The sequence below is a fragment of the Streptomyces sp. SLBN-118 genome, assembly GCF_006715635.1.
Lineage (GTDB): Bacteria > Actinomycetota > Actinomycetes > Streptomycetales > Streptomycetaceae > Streptomyces.
Genome location: NZ_VFNP01000001.1, coordinates 1,013,228 through 1,031,056, shown reverse-complemented (window position 1 = coordinate 1,031,056; position 17,829 = coordinate 1,013,228). Strand labels below are relative to the sequence as shown.

General features: G+C 70.1%; 16 protein-coding genes and 3 pseudogenes. 12 read left to right on the top strand and 7 right to left on the bottom strand.

Features of this window, described 5'->3' with window-relative positions:
- Window positions 1–240: 240 nt before the first annotated feature.
- Window positions 241–372, bottom strand: a pseudogene (locus tag FBY35_RS37940) (ISAzo13 family transposase); the annotation flags it as partial.
- A gap of 182 nt (window positions 373–554) precedes the next feature.
- Here FBY35_RS37940 and panD point away from each other — a divergent pair.
- Genes panD through FBY35_RS04790 form a run of 3 tightly spaced genes read left to right on the top strand, consistent with a single transcriptional unit; the run spans window position 555 to window position 2,047 of the window.
- Entirely contained in the window at window positions 555–971 is a 417-nt protein-coding gene (panD, locus tag FBY35_RS04800) for an aspartate 1-decarboxylase (protein ID WP_142212587.1), read from the top strand.
- Window positions 972–1,001: 30 nt separating this feature from the next.
- Window positions 1,002–1,349, top strand: coding sequence for a GNAT family N-acetyltransferase (locus FBY35_RS04795; protein WP_142212586.1), 348 nt, complete (start codon window positions 1,002–1,004; stop codon window positions 1,347–1,349).
- The gene (locus FBY35_RS04790) at window positions 1,349–2,047 is read left to right on the top strand and encodes an aspartate/glutamate racemase family protein (RefSeq protein ID WP_142212585.1); all 699 of its coding nucleotides are present in this window, start codon (window positions 1,349–1,351) and stop codon (window positions 2,045–2,047) included. Before FBY35_RS04795 ends, FBY35_RS04790 begins: the two co-directional genes overlap by 1 nt.
- Window positions 2,048–2,314: 267 nt before the next feature.
- Here FBY35_RS04790 and gndA read toward each other — a convergent pair whose 3' ends face one another.
- On the bottom strand, window positions 2,315–3,754 hold the full coding sequence (gene gndA / locus FBY35_RS04780; protein ID WP_142212583.1) for an NADP-dependent phosphogluconate dehydrogenase: 1,440 nt from the start codon (window positions 3,752–3,754) through the stop codon (window positions 2,315–2,317).
- 266 nt (window positions 3,755–4,020) lie between these two features.
- Here gndA and FBY35_RS04775 point away from each other — a divergent pair, with 266 nt between their 5' ends.
- Window positions 4,021–5,034 carry an NADP-dependent oxidoreductase gene (locus FBY35_RS04775; RefSeq protein ID WP_186356860.1) on the top strand — a complete coding sequence of 338 codons (1,014 nt, stop codon included), beginning with the start codon at window positions 4,021–4,023 and terminating at the stop codon, window positions 5,032–5,034.
- A gap of 5 nt (window positions 5,035–5,039) precedes the next feature.
- Window positions 5,040–5,828, top strand: a complete 789-nt coding sequence (locus FBY35_RS04770; protein WP_142212582.1) for an SDR family oxidoreductase — start codon at window positions 5,040–5,042, stop codon at window positions 5,826–5,828.
- A gap of 131 nt (window positions 5,829–5,959) precedes the next feature.
- Here the strand turns inward: FBY35_RS04770 and FBY35_RS04765 are convergent, their stop codons facing one another.
- Genes FBY35_RS04765 through FBY35_RS04750 form a run of 4 tightly spaced genes read right to left on the bottom strand, consistent with a single transcriptional unit; the run spans window position 5,960 to window position 10,537 of the window.
- The gene (locus FBY35_RS04765; RefSeq protein WP_142212581.1) at window positions 5,960–7,315 is read right to left on the bottom strand and encodes a GH1 family beta-glucosidase; all 1,356 of its coding nucleotides are present in this window, start codon (window positions 7,313–7,315) and stop codon (window positions 5,960–5,962) included.
- Window positions 7,316–7,340: 25 nt separating this feature from the next.
- Window positions 7,341–8,204: a carbohydrate ABC transporter permease gene (locus FBY35_RS04760; RefSeq protein ID WP_142212580.1), complete on the bottom strand. Its 864-nt coding sequence runs from the start codon at window positions 8,202–8,204 to the stop codon at window positions 7,341–7,343.
- Window positions 8,197–9,213, bottom strand: a complete 1,017-nt coding sequence (locus FBY35_RS04755; RefSeq protein WP_142212579.1) for a carbohydrate ABC transporter permease — start codon at window positions 9,211–9,213, stop codon at window positions 8,197–8,199. The genes FBY35_RS04760 and FBY35_RS04755 overlap by 8 nt, the downstream gene beginning before the upstream one ends.
- A 10-nt stretch (window positions 9,214–9,223) precedes the next feature.
- The gene (locus tag FBY35_RS04750; protein WP_142212578.1) at window positions 9,224–10,537 is read right to left on the bottom strand and encodes an ABC transporter substrate-binding protein; all 1,314 of its coding nucleotides are present in this window, start codon (window positions 10,535–10,537) and stop codon (window positions 9,224–9,226) included.
- Between the two features lie 142 nt (window positions 10,538–10,679).
- On the opposite strand from FBY35_RS04750, the gene FBY35_RS04745 reads away from it, so the two are divergent.
- Together FBY35_RS04745 and FBY35_RS04740 are read left to right on the top strand one after the other, a co-directional pair.
- Window positions 10,680–11,948: an ROK family transcriptional regulator gene (locus tag FBY35_RS04745; RefSeq protein ID WP_142212577.1), complete on the top strand. Its 1,269-nt coding sequence runs from the start codon at window positions 10,680–10,682 to the stop codon at window positions 11,946–11,948.
- Between the two features lie 90 nt (window positions 11,949–12,038).
- On the top strand, window positions 12,039–13,295 hold the full coding sequence (locus tag FBY35_RS04740; RefSeq protein WP_142212576.1) for a transglycosylase family protein: 1,257 nt from the start codon (window positions 12,039–12,041) through the stop codon (window positions 13,293–13,295).
- Here FBY35_RS04740 and FBY35_RS04735 read toward each other — a convergent pair.
- A complete protein-coding gene (locus tag FBY35_RS04735; RefSeq protein WP_142212575.1) occupies window positions 13,197–14,276 on the bottom strand; it encodes a DMT family transporter in 1,080 nt (359 codons plus the stop codon). The two genes, FBY35_RS04740 and FBY35_RS04735, sit on opposite strands and share 99 nt — an antisense overlap.
- 221 nt (window positions 14,277–14,497) lie before the next feature.
- Between FBY35_RS04735 and FBY35_RS04730 the strand changes: the two genes are divergently transcribed.
- The 5 genes and pseudogenes from FBY35_RS04730 (at window position 14,498) to FBY35_RS04710 (ending at window position 17,803) form a co-directional block, all read left to right on the top strand.
- A complete protein-coding gene (locus FBY35_RS04730; RefSeq protein WP_142214902.1) occupies window positions 14,498–15,190 on the top strand; it encodes a (2Fe-2S)-binding protein in 693 nt (230 codons plus the stop codon).
- A 180-nt stretch (window positions 15,191–15,370) separates the two neighbouring features.
- Window positions 15,371–16,090: pseudogene (glgA, locus tag FBY35_RS04725) on the top strand (glycogen synthase); the annotation flags it as partial.
- Window positions 16,086–16,592, top strand: a pseudogene (locus FBY35_RS04720) (glucose-1-phosphate adenylyltransferase); the annotation flags it as partial. The pseudogenes glgA and FBY35_RS04720, both read left to right, overlap by 5 nt.
- Before the next feature lie 142 nt (window positions 16,593–16,734).
- The gene (locus FBY35_RS04715) at window positions 16,735–17,151 is read left to right on the top strand and encodes an ATP-binding protein (RefSeq protein WP_142212574.1); all 417 of its coding nucleotides are present in this window, start codon (window positions 16,735–16,737) and stop codon (window positions 17,149–17,151) included.
- A 121-nt stretch (window positions 17,152–17,272) separates the two neighbouring features.
- Window positions 17,273–17,803, top strand: coding sequence for an SRPBCC domain-containing protein (locus tag FBY35_RS04710; RefSeq protein ID WP_142212573.1), 531 nt, complete (start codon window positions 17,273–17,275; stop codon window positions 17,801–17,803).
- Window positions 17,804–17,829: the final 26 nt, after the last annotated feature.

Genomic DNA, 17,829 nt, shown 5'->3' with positions numbered 1-17,829 from the left:
GGGAGAGCCTCAAGAGAGGCTTCCGTGCGACTCGCCGGGGGATTCAGATGCCCTTCATGCCTTGGTGTACCAGTCGGATTCGGCGAGGGCGTACAGCAGAGCGGTCTCACAGCCGTTCGGGTCGAGTTCCGCGCAGCTGTCGGCGTCTTCTATGAGGGTGGATCGCAGGACCTCAGGATCCGAGGACTCGAGTAAGCGCGTGTCCTTCCTGCGGCGGCTCGCCAGACGGCAGGACGCTTCGAATCCGTACTCCCGGTCCGCATGCCGGCCGCCCTCCAGTGTCTTGGCGTTGGCCTGCAGGCTGAAGCCTTCCTCCCGCAACAGGCCAGCGACGGTGTCGGCACTGACCTTGTGCCCGGCCAGGGTCAGCTCCCCGGGCCAGGGCGCGGGTTGCGTTCTCTTCCTGTCTATGTGTCAGGAAGGTCAGCAACTGGTCAGGGTGAGTCTTGCAACCCCGGGGACAGCTGACCGAGCATGCGAATCGTTGTAGGCTCCAGAAATCGCCCTTGACCTGCGATAAGCAGGCAGGGAGCAGACATTTCGGGAGTTTCTTCATGTTGCGTACCATGTTCAAGTCCAAGATCCACCGGGCCACCGTGACCCAGGCCGACCTGCACTACGTCGGATCCGTCACCGTCGACGCGGCGCTGATGGAGGCCGCCGATCTGCTCCCCGGCGAGCTCGTCCACATCGTCGACATCACCAATGGCGCGCGGCTGGAAACGTATGTCATCGAGGGCGAGCGCGGCTCGGGTGTCATCGGCATCAACGGCGCGGCCGCCCATCTGGTGCACCCCGGTGACCTGGTGATCCTGATCAGCTACGCCCAGGTCGACGACGCGGAGGCGCGCACACTGGTGCCGAGTGTCGTCCATGTGGACGCGCAGAACAGGATCGTCGCGCTGGGCTCGGACGCCTCCGCGCCCGTTCCCGGAAGCGATACGGAACGCAGTCCGCACGCCGTCGTGTGACCCGCCCAGGGCCGGAAGGAGCAAGCCGCCGTGGCAGAACACGACATCCGTGACGACAGGCCGAAGGGGCTCCTCCAGACGCATGCGGACGGTCACGTGACGGGCCGCATCGTCTACTTCACCCTCGACGCCGATCCCGCCGCCCTGGTCGCCGTGCACACCGAGGTGGAGCCGGAACACGAGGGCAAGGGCATCGCGAGCGCCCTGGTGCGGGAGTTCTACGCGATGGCGGCACGCGAGGGTGTACCCGTCGTGCCGCTGTGTCCGTACGCCGCCAAGTGGGCCACCAAGCACCCCGACGAGGCGCCCGTGCCCCCGGCAGAGCTTGTGCAGGAGGCCAAGGCGCAGCTCAAGACCGATCACGCGGAGCTCCGGTAATGCCCGGCGCGCCCGCGGGGACGCTGGGGCTGCTGCACACCTCCCCGGCCCATGTTCCGGTCTTCGACGCGCTGCGGGACGCGGACCATCCCGGCCTCGGGCTGCGTCATCTCGTCCGCGAGGATCTGCTCGCCCGGGCCCGGGCGGAAGGGCCAAAGGCCGTCGCCCCTGCCGTCGCGGCCGCGCTGGCACAGGCGGCGGACGAGGGGGCGAGCGCCGTCCTGTGCACCTGCTCCACGATCGGCGCCGTCGCCGAGGCGTGCGCGGCCGGGCTCGGTGTGCCGGTGCTGCGGGTCGACCGCCCGATGGCCGCGACGGCGGCAGCGGCCGACCGGATCGTGGTGGTCGCCACCGTGCACAGCACCCTGGAGCCGACCCTCGCGCTGATCCGTGAAGAGGCCGCCGGCCGTGGCGTCGAGCTGCGCACCCTGCTCGTCGAGGGCGTCTGGGAGCTGTTCGCGGCGGGCGACCGCGACGGCTATCTGGACGCGGTGGCCGCCGCCGTCGACGGTGTACGGGAAGCGGACGTCATCGTGCTGGCCCAGGGGTCGATGGCGGAGGCGGCAGCCCGTACGACGACAGCCCTGCCCGTACTGTCGAGCCCGCGGTCCGGACTGCGGGCCGCCGCCGGGGTCATCACGTCCGCATCGCGACGCGTGGACCCGGCGGGCGTGGGCACGCGCAACGGGAGACAGTAGGAACGCACGACTCCGTACTTCTGGAGGCCCGGCATGACCCAGCCGCCCGTACCGCCGTCGCCGCCCCTACCGGGACCTGATCCGGGGCCCCTTCCGGGCCCGGTGCCTCCCTCACCACCGCCGGGCCCCTCGCCGGACCCCGTTCCGCAGCCGCCGGGCCCCGGCCCGGCCCCCGGCCCCCAGCCCGTACCCCCGCCGGAGCCGGAGCCCCAGCCGGGGCCTGCGAGCTGATCGACCGGACAGCCTCACCGAGGCCGGAGCGCGGACTCAGCCGCTCACCTCGGTGCGGTCACCGCCCCACAGGGTGTGGAACGAGCCCTCCCGGTCGGTCCGCCGGTAGGTGTGCGCACCGAAGAAGTCGCGCTGCCCCTGGGTGAGCGCCGCGGGCAGCCGCTCCGCGCGCAGTGCGTCGTAGTACGCGAGGGCAGCCGAGAAGCCAGGCGTCGGCACGCCCTGCCGGGCAGCTGTCGCGACCACCTCGCGCCAGTCGTCCTGCGCCGCGCCGATCTCCTCCGCGAACTGCTTGTCGGAGAGCAGACTCGGCAGCTCGCGCTGAGCGTCGTACGCGCCGCGGATGCGGTCCAGGAACGCGGCCCTGATGATGCAGCCGGCCCGCCAGATCGCGGCCACCGAGCCGAGGTCGATGTTCCAGTCGTACGTCTCGCTGCCCGCCTGGATCTGATGGAAGCCCTGCGTGTAGGACACGATCTTGGACGCGTACAGGGCCTGCTCGACACGGTCGGCGAAGCGTCCGGCATCGGCGGCGCTCATCGGCTGCGCCGTCGGCCCGGGCAGGGTGCGTGAGGCGTCGCGCAGTTCGGCATGGCCCGACAGGGAGCGGGCGAACACGGCCTCCGCGATGCCGGAGACCGGCACACCCAGGTCGAGTGCGATCTGTACGGTCCAGCGCCCGGTGCCCTTCTGCTCCGCCTGGTCGGTGACGATGTCGACAAAGGGCTTCCCGGTCGCGGCGTCCGTATGGGCCAGCACCTCGGCCGTGATCTCGATCAGATACGAGTCGAGGCGCCCGGTGTTCCAGGTGCGGAAGGTCTCGGCGATCTGCGCGGGGGAGTAGCCCGCGACGGCGCGCAGCAGGTGGTACGCCTCGGCGATCAGCTGCATATCGGCGTACTCGATGCCGTTGTGGACCATTTTCACGAAGTGCCCGGCGCCGTTGGGGCCGATGTGCGCGACGGTCGGGGTGCCGTCGGGAGCCTTGGCGGCGATCTTCTCGAGCAGCGGTCCGAGCGACGCGTACGACTCGGTGGAGCCGCCCGGCATGATGCTCGGTCCGTGCAGCGCGCCCTCCTCGCCGCCCGAGATGCCCGTGCCCACGAAGTGGATGCCGCGCTCGCGCAACTCCTTCTCCCGGCGGACGGTGTCGGCGAAGTGGGCGTTGCCTCCGTCGATGATGACGTCGCCCTCTTCGAGCAGCGGCGCGAACTCCTGGATCACGGCGTCCGTCGGGTCGCCCGCCTTGACCATGATGATCAGGCGGCGCGGGCGCTCCAGGGCCGCGACGAACTCCTCGGGCGACTCGGCGGGCACAAAGGTGCCCTCGCTGCCGAACTCCTCCACCAGCGCGCGCGTCCTGGCCGCCGTGCGGTTGTGCACGGCGACGGTGAGGCCGTTGCGCGCGAAGTTACGGGCGAGATTGCGGCCCATCACCGCGAGCCCCGTGACGCCGATCTGGGCTGTTCCACTCATGCGTGCGCTCCTGGATGTCCGTCGGATAATCCGGCTCCCACGCATACGTACGGGCGGAGCCGGCCATTCATTGATCCCTGGCCCTGCCCATGCTTCCGTATTCCCGGCGCCGACGAGTCCCGTCGCGGGGCCGGCGATGTGACGGGCACCACTCATGGGCGTCTGGTGGGCCGCTTGCCTCCTGTTGCGGTGGCATCTAGCCTCGCATGTGTCGTACCGACCAGTTGGTACGTTCGGATGTGCCCACCACGGCCGAGGAGCAGACGATGAGCCGCACCAACCACCAACTGCGCCTGGCCGCACGTCCCGTGGGGCAGCCCCGGCCCAGCGACTGGGAGCATGTCGAGGAGCCGGTCGGCGAGCCGGGCGACGGTGAGCTGCTGGTGCAGGTCCTCTACCTGTCGATCGACCCGGCGATGCGCGGCTGGATGAACGCGGGCAAGTCATACATACGCCCCGTCGAAATCGGCGAAGTGATGCGCGCCGGCGCTGTGGGCCGGGTCATTGCCTCCCGGCACCCCGGATTCTCGGTGGGTGACCACGTCTCGGGCTCGTTCGGTGTCCAGGAGTACTGCGTCTCGGACGGGCGCGGTGTGACGAAGGTCGACCCGGCCATGGCGCCGCTGCCCGTGTACCTCGGCACCCTCGGCATGTCGGGCATGACGGCCTACTTCGGCCTGCTCGACATCGGCCGCCCCGAGCCGGGCCAGACCGTCGTCGTCTCCGGAGCGGCGGGCGCGGTCGGCAACGTGGTCGGCCAGGTCGCCAAGATCCTCGGCTGCCGGGTCGTCGGCATCGCCGGCGGAGAGCGCAAGTGCCGTTCGCTGGTGGAGGAGTTCGGGTTCGACGCCGCGATCGACTACCAGACGGAGGATGTGCGCAAGGCGCTGCGTGAACACGCCCCGGACGGTGTGGACATCTACTTCGACAACGTCGGCGGCGACATCCTGGACGCGGTGCTGACCAGGCTGGCGCGCGGCGCCCGGATCGTCATCTGCGGCGCGATCTCCCAGTACAACAACACCGAGCCGGTCAAGGGGCCGAGCAACTACATGTCGCTGCTGGTCAACCGTGCCTCCATGACGGGCATGGTGGTCTTCGACTACGCCGACCGCTACGGCGAGGGCGTCGCGCAGCTCGCCGAGTGGCTGGCAGACGGACGGCTGCTGTCGAAGGAGGACGTCGTCTCCGGCGGGGTCGAGGCGTTCCCCGAGACGCTGCTGCGGCTGTTCCGCGGTGAGAATTTCGGCAAGCTCGTGCTCCAGATCGCGGACGCGTGAGGCAGATGGCTGCCATGGATCTCAAGGACGCGGGTGTCGTCGTCACGGGCGCCGGGTCGGGCATCGGAGCGGCGCTCGCCCGCCGCTTCGCCGCCGAGGGCGCCCGGCTCGTGATCAACGACCTGGACGGCGGGGCGGCCGAACGCGTCGCTGCGGAGGTCGGCGGGCTGGCCGTAGCGGGCGACGCCGGGGCCGAGGAGAGCGTGGCCGCCATGGTTGCGGCGGCGCGCGCCCACCTCGGCGAGATCGACCTGTTCTGCGCGAACGCGGGCATCGAGCCCGGCGGCGGGGAGAACGCCCCCGAGGACGTGTGGGACCAGGTCTGGCAGGTCAACGTCATGGGCCACGTGCGGGTCGCCCGCCACCTCGTCGGGCCGTGGCTGGAACGGGGACGCGGCCACTTCCTGGCCACGGTCTCCGCCGCGGGCCTCCTGACCCACCTCGACTCGGCGCCGTACTCGGTGTCCAAGCACGGCGCGCTGGCCTTCGCGGAGTGGCTCTCGGCCACGTACGGCGACAAGGGTCTGACGGTCCAGGTGGTATGCCCGCTGGGTGTTCGCACCGAGATGTACGAGAAGACCGACGCGGCTGCGAAGGCGGTGCTCGGCGGCAACGTCCTCGAACCCGAGCAGGTGGCCGACGAGGTCATGGAAGGTCTCGCGGACGGGCGGTTCCTGATCCTTCCCCACCAGGAAGTACGGGACCATTATGCGTTCCGGGCGGCGGACACGGACAGGTGGCTTCGGGGGATGCGGCGCCTGCGGCGGCGGATCGACGAGGTCGGCAACACCTGAGCCGGGCGTCGGTAGCCGCCGCCGGCCAGCACGAGGGCGTCGAGGTAACGGACGTCGACGACGGGGGAGTTCTCGAGCGGCATGATCCGTCGCCGGTCGGGCCGGGGGAACCGGGGTGGCGTGGACCCGGCTCACGCCGCCCTGCGCCCCCTCCTCGCCGCCGTCCTGATGATGGCCGCGTACCGGTGGCCGCTCCCCTTGATCGTGCGGCGTTGGGTCGTGTAGTCCACGTGCACCAGGCCGAAGCGCTTGTCGTAGCCGTACGCCCACTCGAAGTTGTCCATCAGCGACCAGGCGAAGTACCCGGCCACCGGGGCCCCTTGGCGGGCCGCCCTGGCGCAGGCCGCCAGGTGCTCCTCCAGATACCGCACCCGTTCCGGGTCGTCGATCGTGCCGTCCGCCCGGACCACGTCGGGGTAGGCGGAGCCGTTCTCGGTGACGTGGATGCGCTGTGCGCCGTACTCCTCGGTCAGGCGCAACAGCAGTTGTTCCAGGCCGTCCGCGTGGACCTCCCAGTCCATGGCCGTGTGGCGGGCGCCCGGCACGAAGATCTGCCGGGCGTGGGGCACCGGGCCGGTGGGGTCGGCGGTGACGATCTGGCGGAAGTAGTAGTTCAGGCCCAGCCAGTCCAGCGGTGCGGCGATGGTTTCCAAGTCGCCCGCCCGCTGGGGCAGTTCGACGCCGTACACGTCGAGCATGTCCTGCGGATAGCCGCGGCCGTGGATCGGGTCCAGCCACCAGCGGTTGGTGTGGCCGTCCGCCCTGACCGCGGCTGCATGGTCTTCCGGGCGGTCGGTGGCCGGTTCGATCGGGCTGAGGTTGTTGACGATGCCGACGCGGGCGCCCGGCGAGGCCGCGCGGATCGCCTGGACGGCCAGGCCGTGGCCCAGGTGCAGATGGTACGAGGCGTGCACGGCGGCGCCGAGGTCCGTGAGGCCCGGTGCCATCCGGCCCTCCAGATGGCCGATCCAGGCCGAGCAGAGCGGCTCGTTGAGGGTGGCCCAGTCCCTGACCCGGTCGCCGAGCCGCTCGGTGACGGCGGAGGCGTACGCCGCGAAGTGCTCGGCGGTTTCACGGGACGGCCAGCCGCCGCGGTCCTGGAGCGCCTGCGGCAGGTCCCAGTGGTAGAGCGTCGCAAACGGCGTGATGCCCGCGTCCAGCAGCCCGTCCACCAGCCGGTCGTAGAAGTCCAGGCCGGCCTTGTTCACAGGTCCGTCGCCGCCCGGCACCACGCGCGGCCAGGCGATCGAGAACCGGTAGGCACCGAGGCCGAGTTGTTTCATCAGCGCGATGTCCTCGGGCCAGCGGTGGTAGTGGTCGCAGGCCACATCACCGGTGTCGCCGCCCGCCACCGCTCCCGGGGTGTGGGAGAAGGTGTCCCAGATGGACGGGGAGCGGCCGTCCTTGGCCACGGCACCCTCGATCTGGTACGCCGCGGTGGCGGCGCCCCAAGTGAAGTCGGCCGGAAGGGCGTTGAGGTCGTTCACGGACTGCCTTTCTGCTGGGGACGGTTCACTTGACGGCGCCCGCGGTGAGGCCGGCGACGAGATAGCGCTGGAGCAGCAGGAACCCGGCGACGACGGGGACGCTGACGACGAGCGACGCGGCCATGACCTGGTTCCAGTAGATGTCGTTCTGGGTGGCGTAGCCCTGGAGCCCGACGGAGAGCGTGCGGGTGGTGTCGTTCGTCATGACGGAGGCGAACAGGACTTCGCCCCAGGCCGTCATGAAGGCGTAGACGGCCACGGCGACGATGCCGGGTACCGCGGCCGGGACGACGACCCGGAAGAGCGCGCCGAGCGCGCCGCAGCCGTCGACCATCGCGGCTTCGTCGAGGTCGTGGGGGATCGAGTCGAAGTAGCCGATCAGCATCCAGATGGAGAAGGGCAGCGAGAACGTCAGATAGGTGAGGATCAGCCCGCCGCGCGAGCCGTAGAGGGCGATGCCGGTGCTGTTGCCGACATTGACGAATATCAGGAACAGCGGGAGGAGGAAGAGGATGCCGGGGAACATCTGCGTGGAGAGCACCGTGACGGTGAACACCCGCTTCCCCCGGAAGCGGTAGCGGCTCACCGCATAGGCGGCGAACACCGCGATCACCACGGACAGCATGGTCGCCGCCCCCGCCACGATCAGTGAGTTGAGGAAGTAGCGGGCGAGCGGCACGGTGTGCCAGATGTCGATGTACGGACGGATGGTGAGCCCGGAGGGGATCCACCGGAACGTGCCCGACACCTCCTGCAGCGGTTTGAGTGAGCTGCTGAGCATCACATAGACCGGTAGCAGCGCGAAGGCCGTGAGGAAGCTCAGGACGATACGACGCGTCCAGACGAAGGACCGTGGCGGTGCACTGGGAGAGACGGCCGTTCTAGGCATCGGCGCTCCTCCTTCCCCGTGAGCTTCGAGAGGTCACCAGCAGATAGACGGCCGTGACCACCAGCAGGAAGAGCAGCAGCAGGACGGACATCGCCGAGCCGGAACCGAAGTTCCAGGTGACGAACGACGACTGGTAGATGTGGATCGAGATCAGGTCGGCGGCCTCCGGTGCCGTCCTCCCGAACAGCACATACGGCGTGTTGAAGTCGTTGAAGGTCCACAGGAACAGCACGAGGACCAGCACCTGGTTGACGGGGCGGAGCGAGGGCAGGGTGATCCTGCGGATCTGCTGCCAGATGCCCGCGCCGTCGATCGCCGCCGCCTCGTACAGCTCGCGCGGGATGTTCTGCAGCCCCGCCATGAGGATGAGGAAGGCGAACGGCCAGGACTTCCAGACTGCCACCACCACCAGCGCGATGAAACTGTTGTCGCCGATCAGCCAGAAGGACGGCTCGTCGGTGAGTCCGAGCTGGTCGTGCAGTACGTGATTGATCAGGCCGTTGTCGCGCTGGAACATGAAGGCCCAGGTGATGACGGCCGCGTACACCGGCAGTGCGTACGGAGTGAGGAAGACGGCCCGCAGCAGGCCCCGGCCGCGGAAGTTCTCCTGCATCATGATCGCCGCGGCCACGCCGAACAGCCAGGACAGGCCGACCGCGATGACGGTGAACACGCAGGTGACGTAGAAGGAGTGGAGCAGGGCCACGCCGATCGGGGCGTCGAAGTCGACGGCGACCTGATAGTTGTCGAAGGCGGCCCACGGAGCCTCGCCCCAGTTGCGTATGTAGAACTGGGTGAGCTGACGAAAGCTCATCACGATGCCCATGACCATCGGGATGAGATGGACGAGCAGTTCGAGCACGACGGCGGGCAGCAGCAGGAGATAGGGCAGGCCGCCTCGGCGGATCCGGTCGGGGATGCGCGGCAGTCTGCCGCGCGCTTCCCCCTTGCCCACGCTCTCACCGCCGGCCGCACTGTCCGTGCGCCGTTCGGTCACGGTGACGGTCATCAGTGGGGCCTCACTGCTGCATCAGCTGCTCGGCCTTGGCCAGGCGCGCTTTGACGGACTTGGTCGTCACCGGCCGTCCGGCCGCGGCATCGGCCCACAGGTCCTTGACGGCCGTGCCGACGGTCGTCTCGAACTGCGACTCGGAGGGCACCTGCGGCAGCGGCGCGGCGCTGGTCGCCAGGGTGTCGCGCAGCACCTTCAGGTCGGGGGCCGAGAACGCCGGGTCCTGCTGCGCGGCCTTGACGGGCGGGATCGATCCGTACGTCGTGTTGAGCAGCTTCTGCTCGGCGTCGCTCGTCATGAACTTCACGAACTTCTTCGCGCCGTCGATGTTCTTGGTGTTCTTGAAGACGGCCATATTGATGCCGGCGACCATGGAGTTGGTGTTCCGGCCGGTGCCGGGAGCACCCGCGGCGACGGGGACGGGGGCGACTCCCCAGTCGGCGGGCTTCATGCCCTGCGCGGCGAAGGTCGATGCGGCCGCCTGCCACAGCACCATGGCTGTCTTGCCGCGGGCGAAGTCCTGGAGCGACTGGTTCTGCGCGTACTCGGCGTTGCCCGGGGCGACGATCTTGTCCTTGGCCATGAAGTCGACGTACTGCTTCACGGCTGCGACCGCGCCGTCCGAGGTGAAGGTGGGCTTGGCCGAGGAGTCGAAGAAGTCCGCGCCGTGCTGCTTTCCGAGGACGAAGACCTGATGGATGTTGTTGGCGAGGTTTCCGCCTTCGGCGCCCAGCGCCCATGTGCCGTTCTTCGAGATCTTCCTGCCGTCCGCGACCATCTGGTCCCAGGTGGCCGGCGGCTGCGAGATCCCGGCCTCGGCGAACACCTTCTTGTTGTAGTAGAGCGCGTACGCGAGGGAGTACAGGGGCACGGCCGCCGGGTCCTTGCCCTCGGCCCCGGCCGATGCGACCGCCGAATCGACGAAGCGGTCCCGTCCGCCGATCGCGTCGAAGTTCTTCCGGTCCCAGGGCAGCAGCGCGCCCGTCGCCTGGAGGGAAGCCGACCAGGTGTTGCCGATGTTGAGCACGTCGGGGCCCTGGCCGGAGGTGGTGGCGGCGAGGATCCGGTTGAGCAGGTCGGACCAGGGGATCACTTCGAGCTTGACCTTGATGCCGGTCTGCTTCTCGAACTTCTCCAGCTCGGGTGTGAGGATCTTTTTGTCGGCCTCGATGCTGGGGCCCTGATTGGAGGCCCAGTAGGTGAGCGTCTTGGGCGAATCGTTGCTGCCGGCCGAGTCGGTCGAGGTGCCACCGCCGCAGCCGGTGGCGGCTGCGAGTGCGGTGACGACGGCGAGGGTTGCCGCGGCTCTGAACGCGCGCATGAGAGGTGGCCCCTTTCCCGGGGTGGCTGCGTTCGGTTCCCGAACGGCCTCCATGACTTAATTTATGCCGTGATTTAAGAGGTGAGAGAAGGGTGCGTCAAGGTCTTTGACCGGGGTATGTTCCCTCCAGGGAAGGAGCACCATGGCGGAGAGCAACAGACGGACAGTGCGTGACCTGCGGCGGGGCAACCGCGCGCGGGTTCTGCAACGGTTGTATTTCGACGGCCCCCTGAGCCGCCAGGAGCTCGGACCGGCCACGGCTCTGAGTTCGGGCTCCGTCAGCAATGTCGTCGCGGAGCTCGTCGCCGAAGGAGTGCTCGAAGAGGCCGGGGTGGTCGACTCCGACGGCGGCCGCCCGCGCACCCTGCTCCGCGTCAGCCCCACCAGCGGCCTGCTGATCGGCATCGACATCGGCGAAACCCGCGTACGCGTCGAACTCTTCGACCTCTCGCTCACCGAACTCGCCCGCACCGAACGCCTGTTGGCTCAGCACGGCTACGACGTCGAGCGCATCGTCGCCCATGTCCGTACCGCCATTGCCGCAGTCCTGGACGACGCGGGCGCGAGTGCCGAGAGGCTGCTCGGCGTCGGGATCGGCGTCCCCGGCATCATCGAGCAGGACACCGCTCAAGGAGCGACCGGCGCGATCGTGCACGGCCAGACCATCGGCTGGAGCGCCGTGCCGCTCGAAAAACTGCTCCGGGACGCTGTCGAACTGCCCCCGGAAGTCCCGGTGTTCATCGACAACGGTGCCAGGACTCTGGGCCAGGCCGAGATGTGGTTCGGCGGCGGGCGCGGCTCCCGCGAGGCGGCCGTCGCCCTCATAGGCTCAGGCGTCGGCGCCTGTGTCGTCCATGCCGCCACCCCCGACGAGACCGCCCGCAGCAGCGCCCTCGAATGGGGCCACACGACCGTACGGATCCGGGGGCGGCGCTGCCGCTGCGGCTCGCTGGGCTGCCTGGAGGCGTACGCGGGGGCCGAAGCGCTGCGCGAACGGTGGCAGGAGGCCGGCGGACCCCTCCCTGCCGACGCCGACGACGAAACCGCGCTCGCCGCCCTGCTGGCCGCGGCGTTCCCCGGCGAGGAGGGACCCGAGCCCGACCCGGTGGCGCTCTCCCTCCTCGACGACACCGCCGAGTACCTCGGCGCTGCCGTGGCCGACCTGATCAATCTCTTCCGGCCCGAACGGATCCTGATCGGCGGCTGGGCGGGACTGCTCATCGGACCGCATCTGCTTCCCGAAGTGCGCCGGTACGCAGGCGAGTACGCCCTGCGGTACGCCGCCGACCGGACCGCCATCGAGCTGGGGCGGCTCGGCCCGGACGCGGTCACCGTCGGCGCGGCGACGCTTCCGCTGGCCGACTTCCTGGCGCGCGGCGGCAGCCGGCCGGCCACAGTGCGCCGGGCCTGAGCCCTTGTCATGGTCCGGGCCAAGCACCTAAGTTGACCGCTTGCGACATGACTGCATGCACGACCTACATGGCAGTGGGGGAGTCTCACCATGGGCGCAACCGGTCGGCACCGCCGATACCAGCCGAGCCGTATCAACCGCGCTTCCCTCACGGTCACCGCGGGCGGTGCGGGCATGGCCCTTCCGCTCATCGGCGCGGGCACGACGCACGCGGCCTCCGTGGATCCCTGGGAGAAGGTCGCGGCCTGCGAGTCCACCAACAACTGGAAGACCAACACCGGCAACGGCTACTACGGCGGGCTGCAGTTCACCCAGTCCACCTGGGAGGCGTACGGCGGCAGGCAGTACGCCCCGCGCGCTGATCTGGCCAGCAAGGACCAGCAGATAGCCGTCGCAGAGAAGGTACTCAAGGGCCAGGGGCCGCGGGCCTGGCCCGCCTGCTCGTCCCGCGCCGGTCTCACCCGCGGCGGCGACGCCCCCGCGATCGCACCGGCCAGGGCCTTACAGGCACACAGCGAGCGCAGGACCGCACCCCGCGAGGCCACGCCGACCACCGTGCCCACACACCGCGAGGGCTACACCGTGGCCCGCGGCGACTCCCTCTCCAAGATCGCGGATTCCGAGGACGTCGTCGGCGGCTGGCACCGCCTGTACGCGCAGAACCGCACAGTCATCGGCAGCGACCCCGACCTGATCTTCCCCGGCCAGAAGCTCGTCCTCCACATCGAGGCGCCCGGCAAGCAGAAGCCGACGGCCCAGCCCAAGCAGCAGGCGCCGAAGCGGCGGGCCGAGCCGGAACAGCAGAGGCCGAAGCAACAGGCCGAGCCTGGGCAGCGGGCACCAAAGCCCAGGGCCCATCCGAAACAGCAGGCGCCCAAGCCCAAAGCTCAGCCGAAACAGCACGCACCCAAGCAGGCGCACGCCGCCCAGCCCGCCCACACGAGCGGATTCAGCGCCCCGGTGGAGGCGGGCATCGGCACGCCCTACGGCAAGCCGGGCTCCTCCTGGGCCAGCGGTCACCACACAGGCGTCGACTTCCCTGTCCCCACCGGCACCTCGGTGAAGGCGGTGGCCTCCGGCCGCGTCGTCTCGGCCGGCTGGGGCGGTGCGTACGGCTATCAGGTCGTCATCCGGCACGCGGACGGCAGGTACAGCCAGTACGCGCATCTGTCGGCGCTCAACGTGCGCTCGGGCCAGCAGGTCAGCGGCGGTCAGCGGATCGCGCGCTCCGGCTCGACCGGCAACGCCTCAGGGCCGCATCTCCATTTCGAAGTGCGTACAGGGCCCGGATACGGGTCCGACATCGATCCCCTCGCCTACCTCAGGTCGGGTGGCCTCAGGGTCTAAGGGGTCCGACAGCACCTGCCGGTCCGAGGGCCGGGGCGTACCGTCCCCGTGGTGCACCCGCGGCTCCGCCTGGCGCGCCGGCCGCCGCAAGGGCGCCGGCCCCGACGCGGGGATCTGCGCCTCCGCCTCGGCCTGGCCTGTCGCCTCCGTACGCGTCGCCTTGATCCGCTCCGTCGTCAGCAGGATCAGGCCGCCCGCCGCCACGACCCCGAAGGCCAGCGCGAACGCCGTTCCCGGCACGCCGTAGCGGAAGCTCTCGCCGAACATCGTGAGGCCGACGGCCGCCGCGACCACCGGATTGACGACCGTGACCGTGGCCAGCGGGGCCGCGAGGCCCGCGCCGTGGTACGAGGACTGCGACAGCAGCAGCCCGCCGCAGGCCAGGACGGCGATCGCCACCAGGCTCGGCCACTGGTCGAGCGGCGCCGACCACGACCAGTCCACCGCGACGGTCTTGGTGAACACCGAGGCGATACCGAAGGCCACACCCGCCGCCGCGGCGAGCAGCACACTGCGGATGATCGGCCGGTGCACGGTCTGGGCGGCAAGGAAGAGCAGCGCCACCCCGCCGAAGGTCGCCCCCGCGAGCAGTCCGCGCTGCCCGCCGTCCAGCGACTGGGATGCGGAGGTGCCGGTCAGCGCCAGCAGTCCGGCGAGGCCGGCCGTGGCCATGATCGCGCCGCGCCAGGCGGCCGCGCCCGCCCTGCGCCCCACGAACAGCGCGGCCATCGGCAGGGCGAAGACGATCGTCAGCGCTCCGAGCGGCTGGACCAGGCTCAGCGGCCCGTACGCCAGCGCCGCGACGTGCAGTACGGCGCCGAGGCCGTTGAGCGCGACGGCGACCCACCACGCGGCGTGGTGCAGCGGGGCGTACGGCCGGGCCGAGGTGGAGGCGGCGACATGCTCCTGCGTGATCGCCCCGGCCGCATATGCGACCGCGGAGACCAGTGACAGCACCACGGCCAGCGCGAGGGAACTCATAGAGACCACGATCTCCCTCTTCAGCGTTCGCGTCGTCGTCCTTGAGCAGGCACTTGGACGTACTGCCGACGTAGTACGAGCCTAGGTCAAAAGTCCCCCTTGCGACGGGTGAGCAGGTCAGCGCGCGGGGGGACAGCCGACGCTATCGCTACCGTGACGCAGACGGCCATGCGCCGCGGGGGGTCTGACAAGAAGCTGACACCAGGGACGGAAGCGTGGGTGTGGATCTCGACGAGGTGGGGTCCGTGGGCGGTTTCTTCGCCCTGCGGACCGGCGAGCCAGGCGATGGGCATATGCCGCTGGCTCGGCTGTACGCGGGCGACACGGCCCCCCTCACGGCCCGGGTCGACACGGTCGCCGCACGGCTGCGCACCCCCGAGCGGCGCGTCGCCGCCTCCGTCGCACACCTCGGGTTCGCCGCCCGTCTGTGGTCGGTGGCTCTCGGCTGTGCCGCGCTGCACAGCGAACTCCCCGATCTCGACCCGGCCCGGCTGCACTGGGACCCTTCGCTCACCGCGCCGGACGATCTCTGTCTGACCGCCGTACGGACCGTGCCCGCCACCGCGGAGGTGGTTCGCGAGGCAGTGCAGTACAGCCACCTCGTACCGCTCGCCGACGCGCTCACCGCCGACACCCGCATCTCGAGACAGCTGCTGTGGGGCAACGCGGGCTCCGCACTCGCCGGAGCCGTACGCGAACTGCGTGCCTGGGCCCGGCGCGGTGGCCGGACCGAGGTCGCCGAGCGCACCTCGGCCCTCGCCGCCGGGCTCTTTGCCCACCCCGATCTTTCCGGCACGGTCGAAGGTCCCGCCATGCGGCGGCGGACGTGCTGTCTCTACTACCGCTGCCCCTCGGGCGGGCTCTGCGGCGACTGCGTCTTCGACCGTCCGCCGCGACACCGCTCAGCGCAGTGACCGTGAGCGGATGACGTGAGAGAAGCCGAGTGATCCGGGTCGTGGTCTTCCCCGCACGTCACAAGTGAGTGACCATCAATGGATGCTGTGTCCTCCCGGGGGACAACCCCCGGAACCCCGCCTGAAAGACAGGCCATTGGGGCTGAACCGGCCGCCTTCGCGAGGCGAATCGCCGTGAAGGTGGGACTGCTCACGCGCGAGTATCCCCCGGACGTCTACGGCGGCGCCGGGGTCCATGTGGAGTTCCTGGCCCGGGAGTTGAAAGCCCTGGCCGATCTGGAAGTGCACTGCTGGGGCCGGGGTGAGGCCGAAGGCGTCCTGCGCCACCAGGCCCTGGCGGGACTCGAGAACGCCAACGACGCCCTGCGTACCTTCTCCGTCGATCTGGCAATGGCCGCCGAGCTGCAGGGCCGCGAACTGGTCCACTCCCACACCTGGTACGCGGGCCTCGCCGGCCATCTCGCCAAGCTGCTCTACGGTGTCCCGCATGTGGTGACCGCCCACTCACTGGAGCCGCTGCGCCCCTGGAAGGCCGAGCAACTGGGCGGCGGCTACGCCCTGTCCAGCTGGGCCGAGCGCACCGCGATCGAGGCCGCCGACGCGGTGATCGCCGTGTCCCACGGCATGCGCGCCGACATCCTCGCCTGCTATCCGGCCGTCGACCCCGACCGGGTGCGCGTGGTCCACAACGGCATCGACACCCGTATGTACCGCCCCGACGACGACACGGACGCGCTGGAGCGCATCGGCCTCGACCCGGACCGGCCCTTCGCTCTCTTCGTCGGGCGCATCACCCGCCAGAAGGGCGTGCCGCATCTGTTGCGTGCCGCCCGCTCCTTCGACCCCGAAACCCAGCTGGTGCTGTGCGCGGGCGCCCCGGACACGCCGGAGATCGGGCGTGGCGCAGCTCTACGACTTCCATGAGAACCACGTGCCCGGCGAGAGTGCCCGGGAGCACGGCTACTGGCGCGATGTGGGCACGCTCGACACGTACTACGAAGCGCATATGGATCTGATCTCGGACCGCCCGGCCTTCGACCTCGACAACCGCCGCTGGCCCATCTACACCCACCCCGGGCAGCTGCCGCCGGCCCGCTTCGTCGGCGCGGGCATCGCGAGCGACTCCGTCGTCAGTCCCGGCTGCATCGTCCGCGGACAGGTGACCCGTTCCGTCCTGTCGCCGGGTGTGACAGTGGGGGAGGGAGCGGTGGTTCAGGGCTCGGTCCTCCACGACAATGTGCGCATCGGTCGGGGAGCGGTGGTGCGGGGCTCGATTCTCGACAAGAACGTCGACGTTCCGCCCGGCGCGACGATCGGTGTCAATCCCGAGCGTGACCAGGAGCTTTACACCGTTTCCAAGAACGGTGTCATCGCGCTGGGCAAGGGGCAGCCGGTGCTCTGAAGGCGCATCGCCGCACCTGGCCGATTGCCGATCACACCCCGTGGGAATCACTGGGGTGAGGGGCTTGTCGTTGCGCTTTCAGCGCGGACGAACGCCCCACACAGCTTTCCTGGCTGGTTCCGACCGGAAATGGAGTGATGACATGCGTGCGCACGGACGTTCCCGTCGGCGCGCCGCATGCGCGACGTACCTCCTGCCCCGGGCGGAGACCTCCGCCCGCTGGGCCCGGCATCTGACGACGGCCTTCCTCACCCGGGGCTGCGGCGAGAAGCTGTCCGGCGACCAGGTGGAGGACGCGACCCTGGTGGTGTCCGAGCTGGTCACCAACGCCACTCGGCACGGCAGGAGCAACTGCCGGCTGCGGCTGCACGTCGACCCGGGGCTGGTCACCGTCGAGGTGCAGGATGCCAGTCCGGTTCACCCGCGGCTGTGCTCGCCGCTGGACCTGGACGAGGGCGGACGGGGCATGGTGATGGTGCGCGAGCTGTCGCAGCACGTCGCTGTACGGGGCGGACGCGGGGGCGGCAAGACCGTCTCGGCGGTGCTCGCCGCGTCCTGAGCACCAGGTCCAAGGACAGATTCCTCAGCACGGCGGACGCCACCGTGCGCGCGCCGGACCCTACGGCAGCACGGTCACCGAATGGGATCCGCCGCACCGGCTGACCGGCCGGACCGACGACGTGGAGGGCATTCCCCAGCAGACCTGCAACCAGCTCGACCATGTCATCGAGCCGAGTGCGGGCGGCGGCTCCTGGGTGCGCTACGTGCACAGCGGCATCTTCGTCGACGACTGGGACTACCAGTACGACGGCGCGAGCAAGCACACGGACTTCTATCTGCACACCCTGCGGCAGTGCCTGAAGCACTTCGCCGGCCGGCCGGTTTCGTTCACCACGCTGGACGCTCCCGCCGCCTCGAACACCCCGGACGGCCTGGAGGTCGTCAGCCGCGGACTCGGGCTGCCGGACGACGCCGCCGAGGGCGCGACGGTACGGGTCGAGGTGCCCGGCGCAGGCGAGGTCGACGCGGTTCTCGACTACCGCAACCCGTACTTCGTCGGGCTGCGGACGGACGAGGCGATGTACCGCGTCTTCGGCCGCAACCACTTCGGTGTGCCCGTCGGGGTCAGCGTGCACGACTTCGCGAGGGGCGCGGACGCCGCGAAGAACGAGGAAGCCTGGCGGGCGTGGCTCACCGGCCTGTTCGCCTGAGGCACTGGGGGACAGCGACGGCCTTC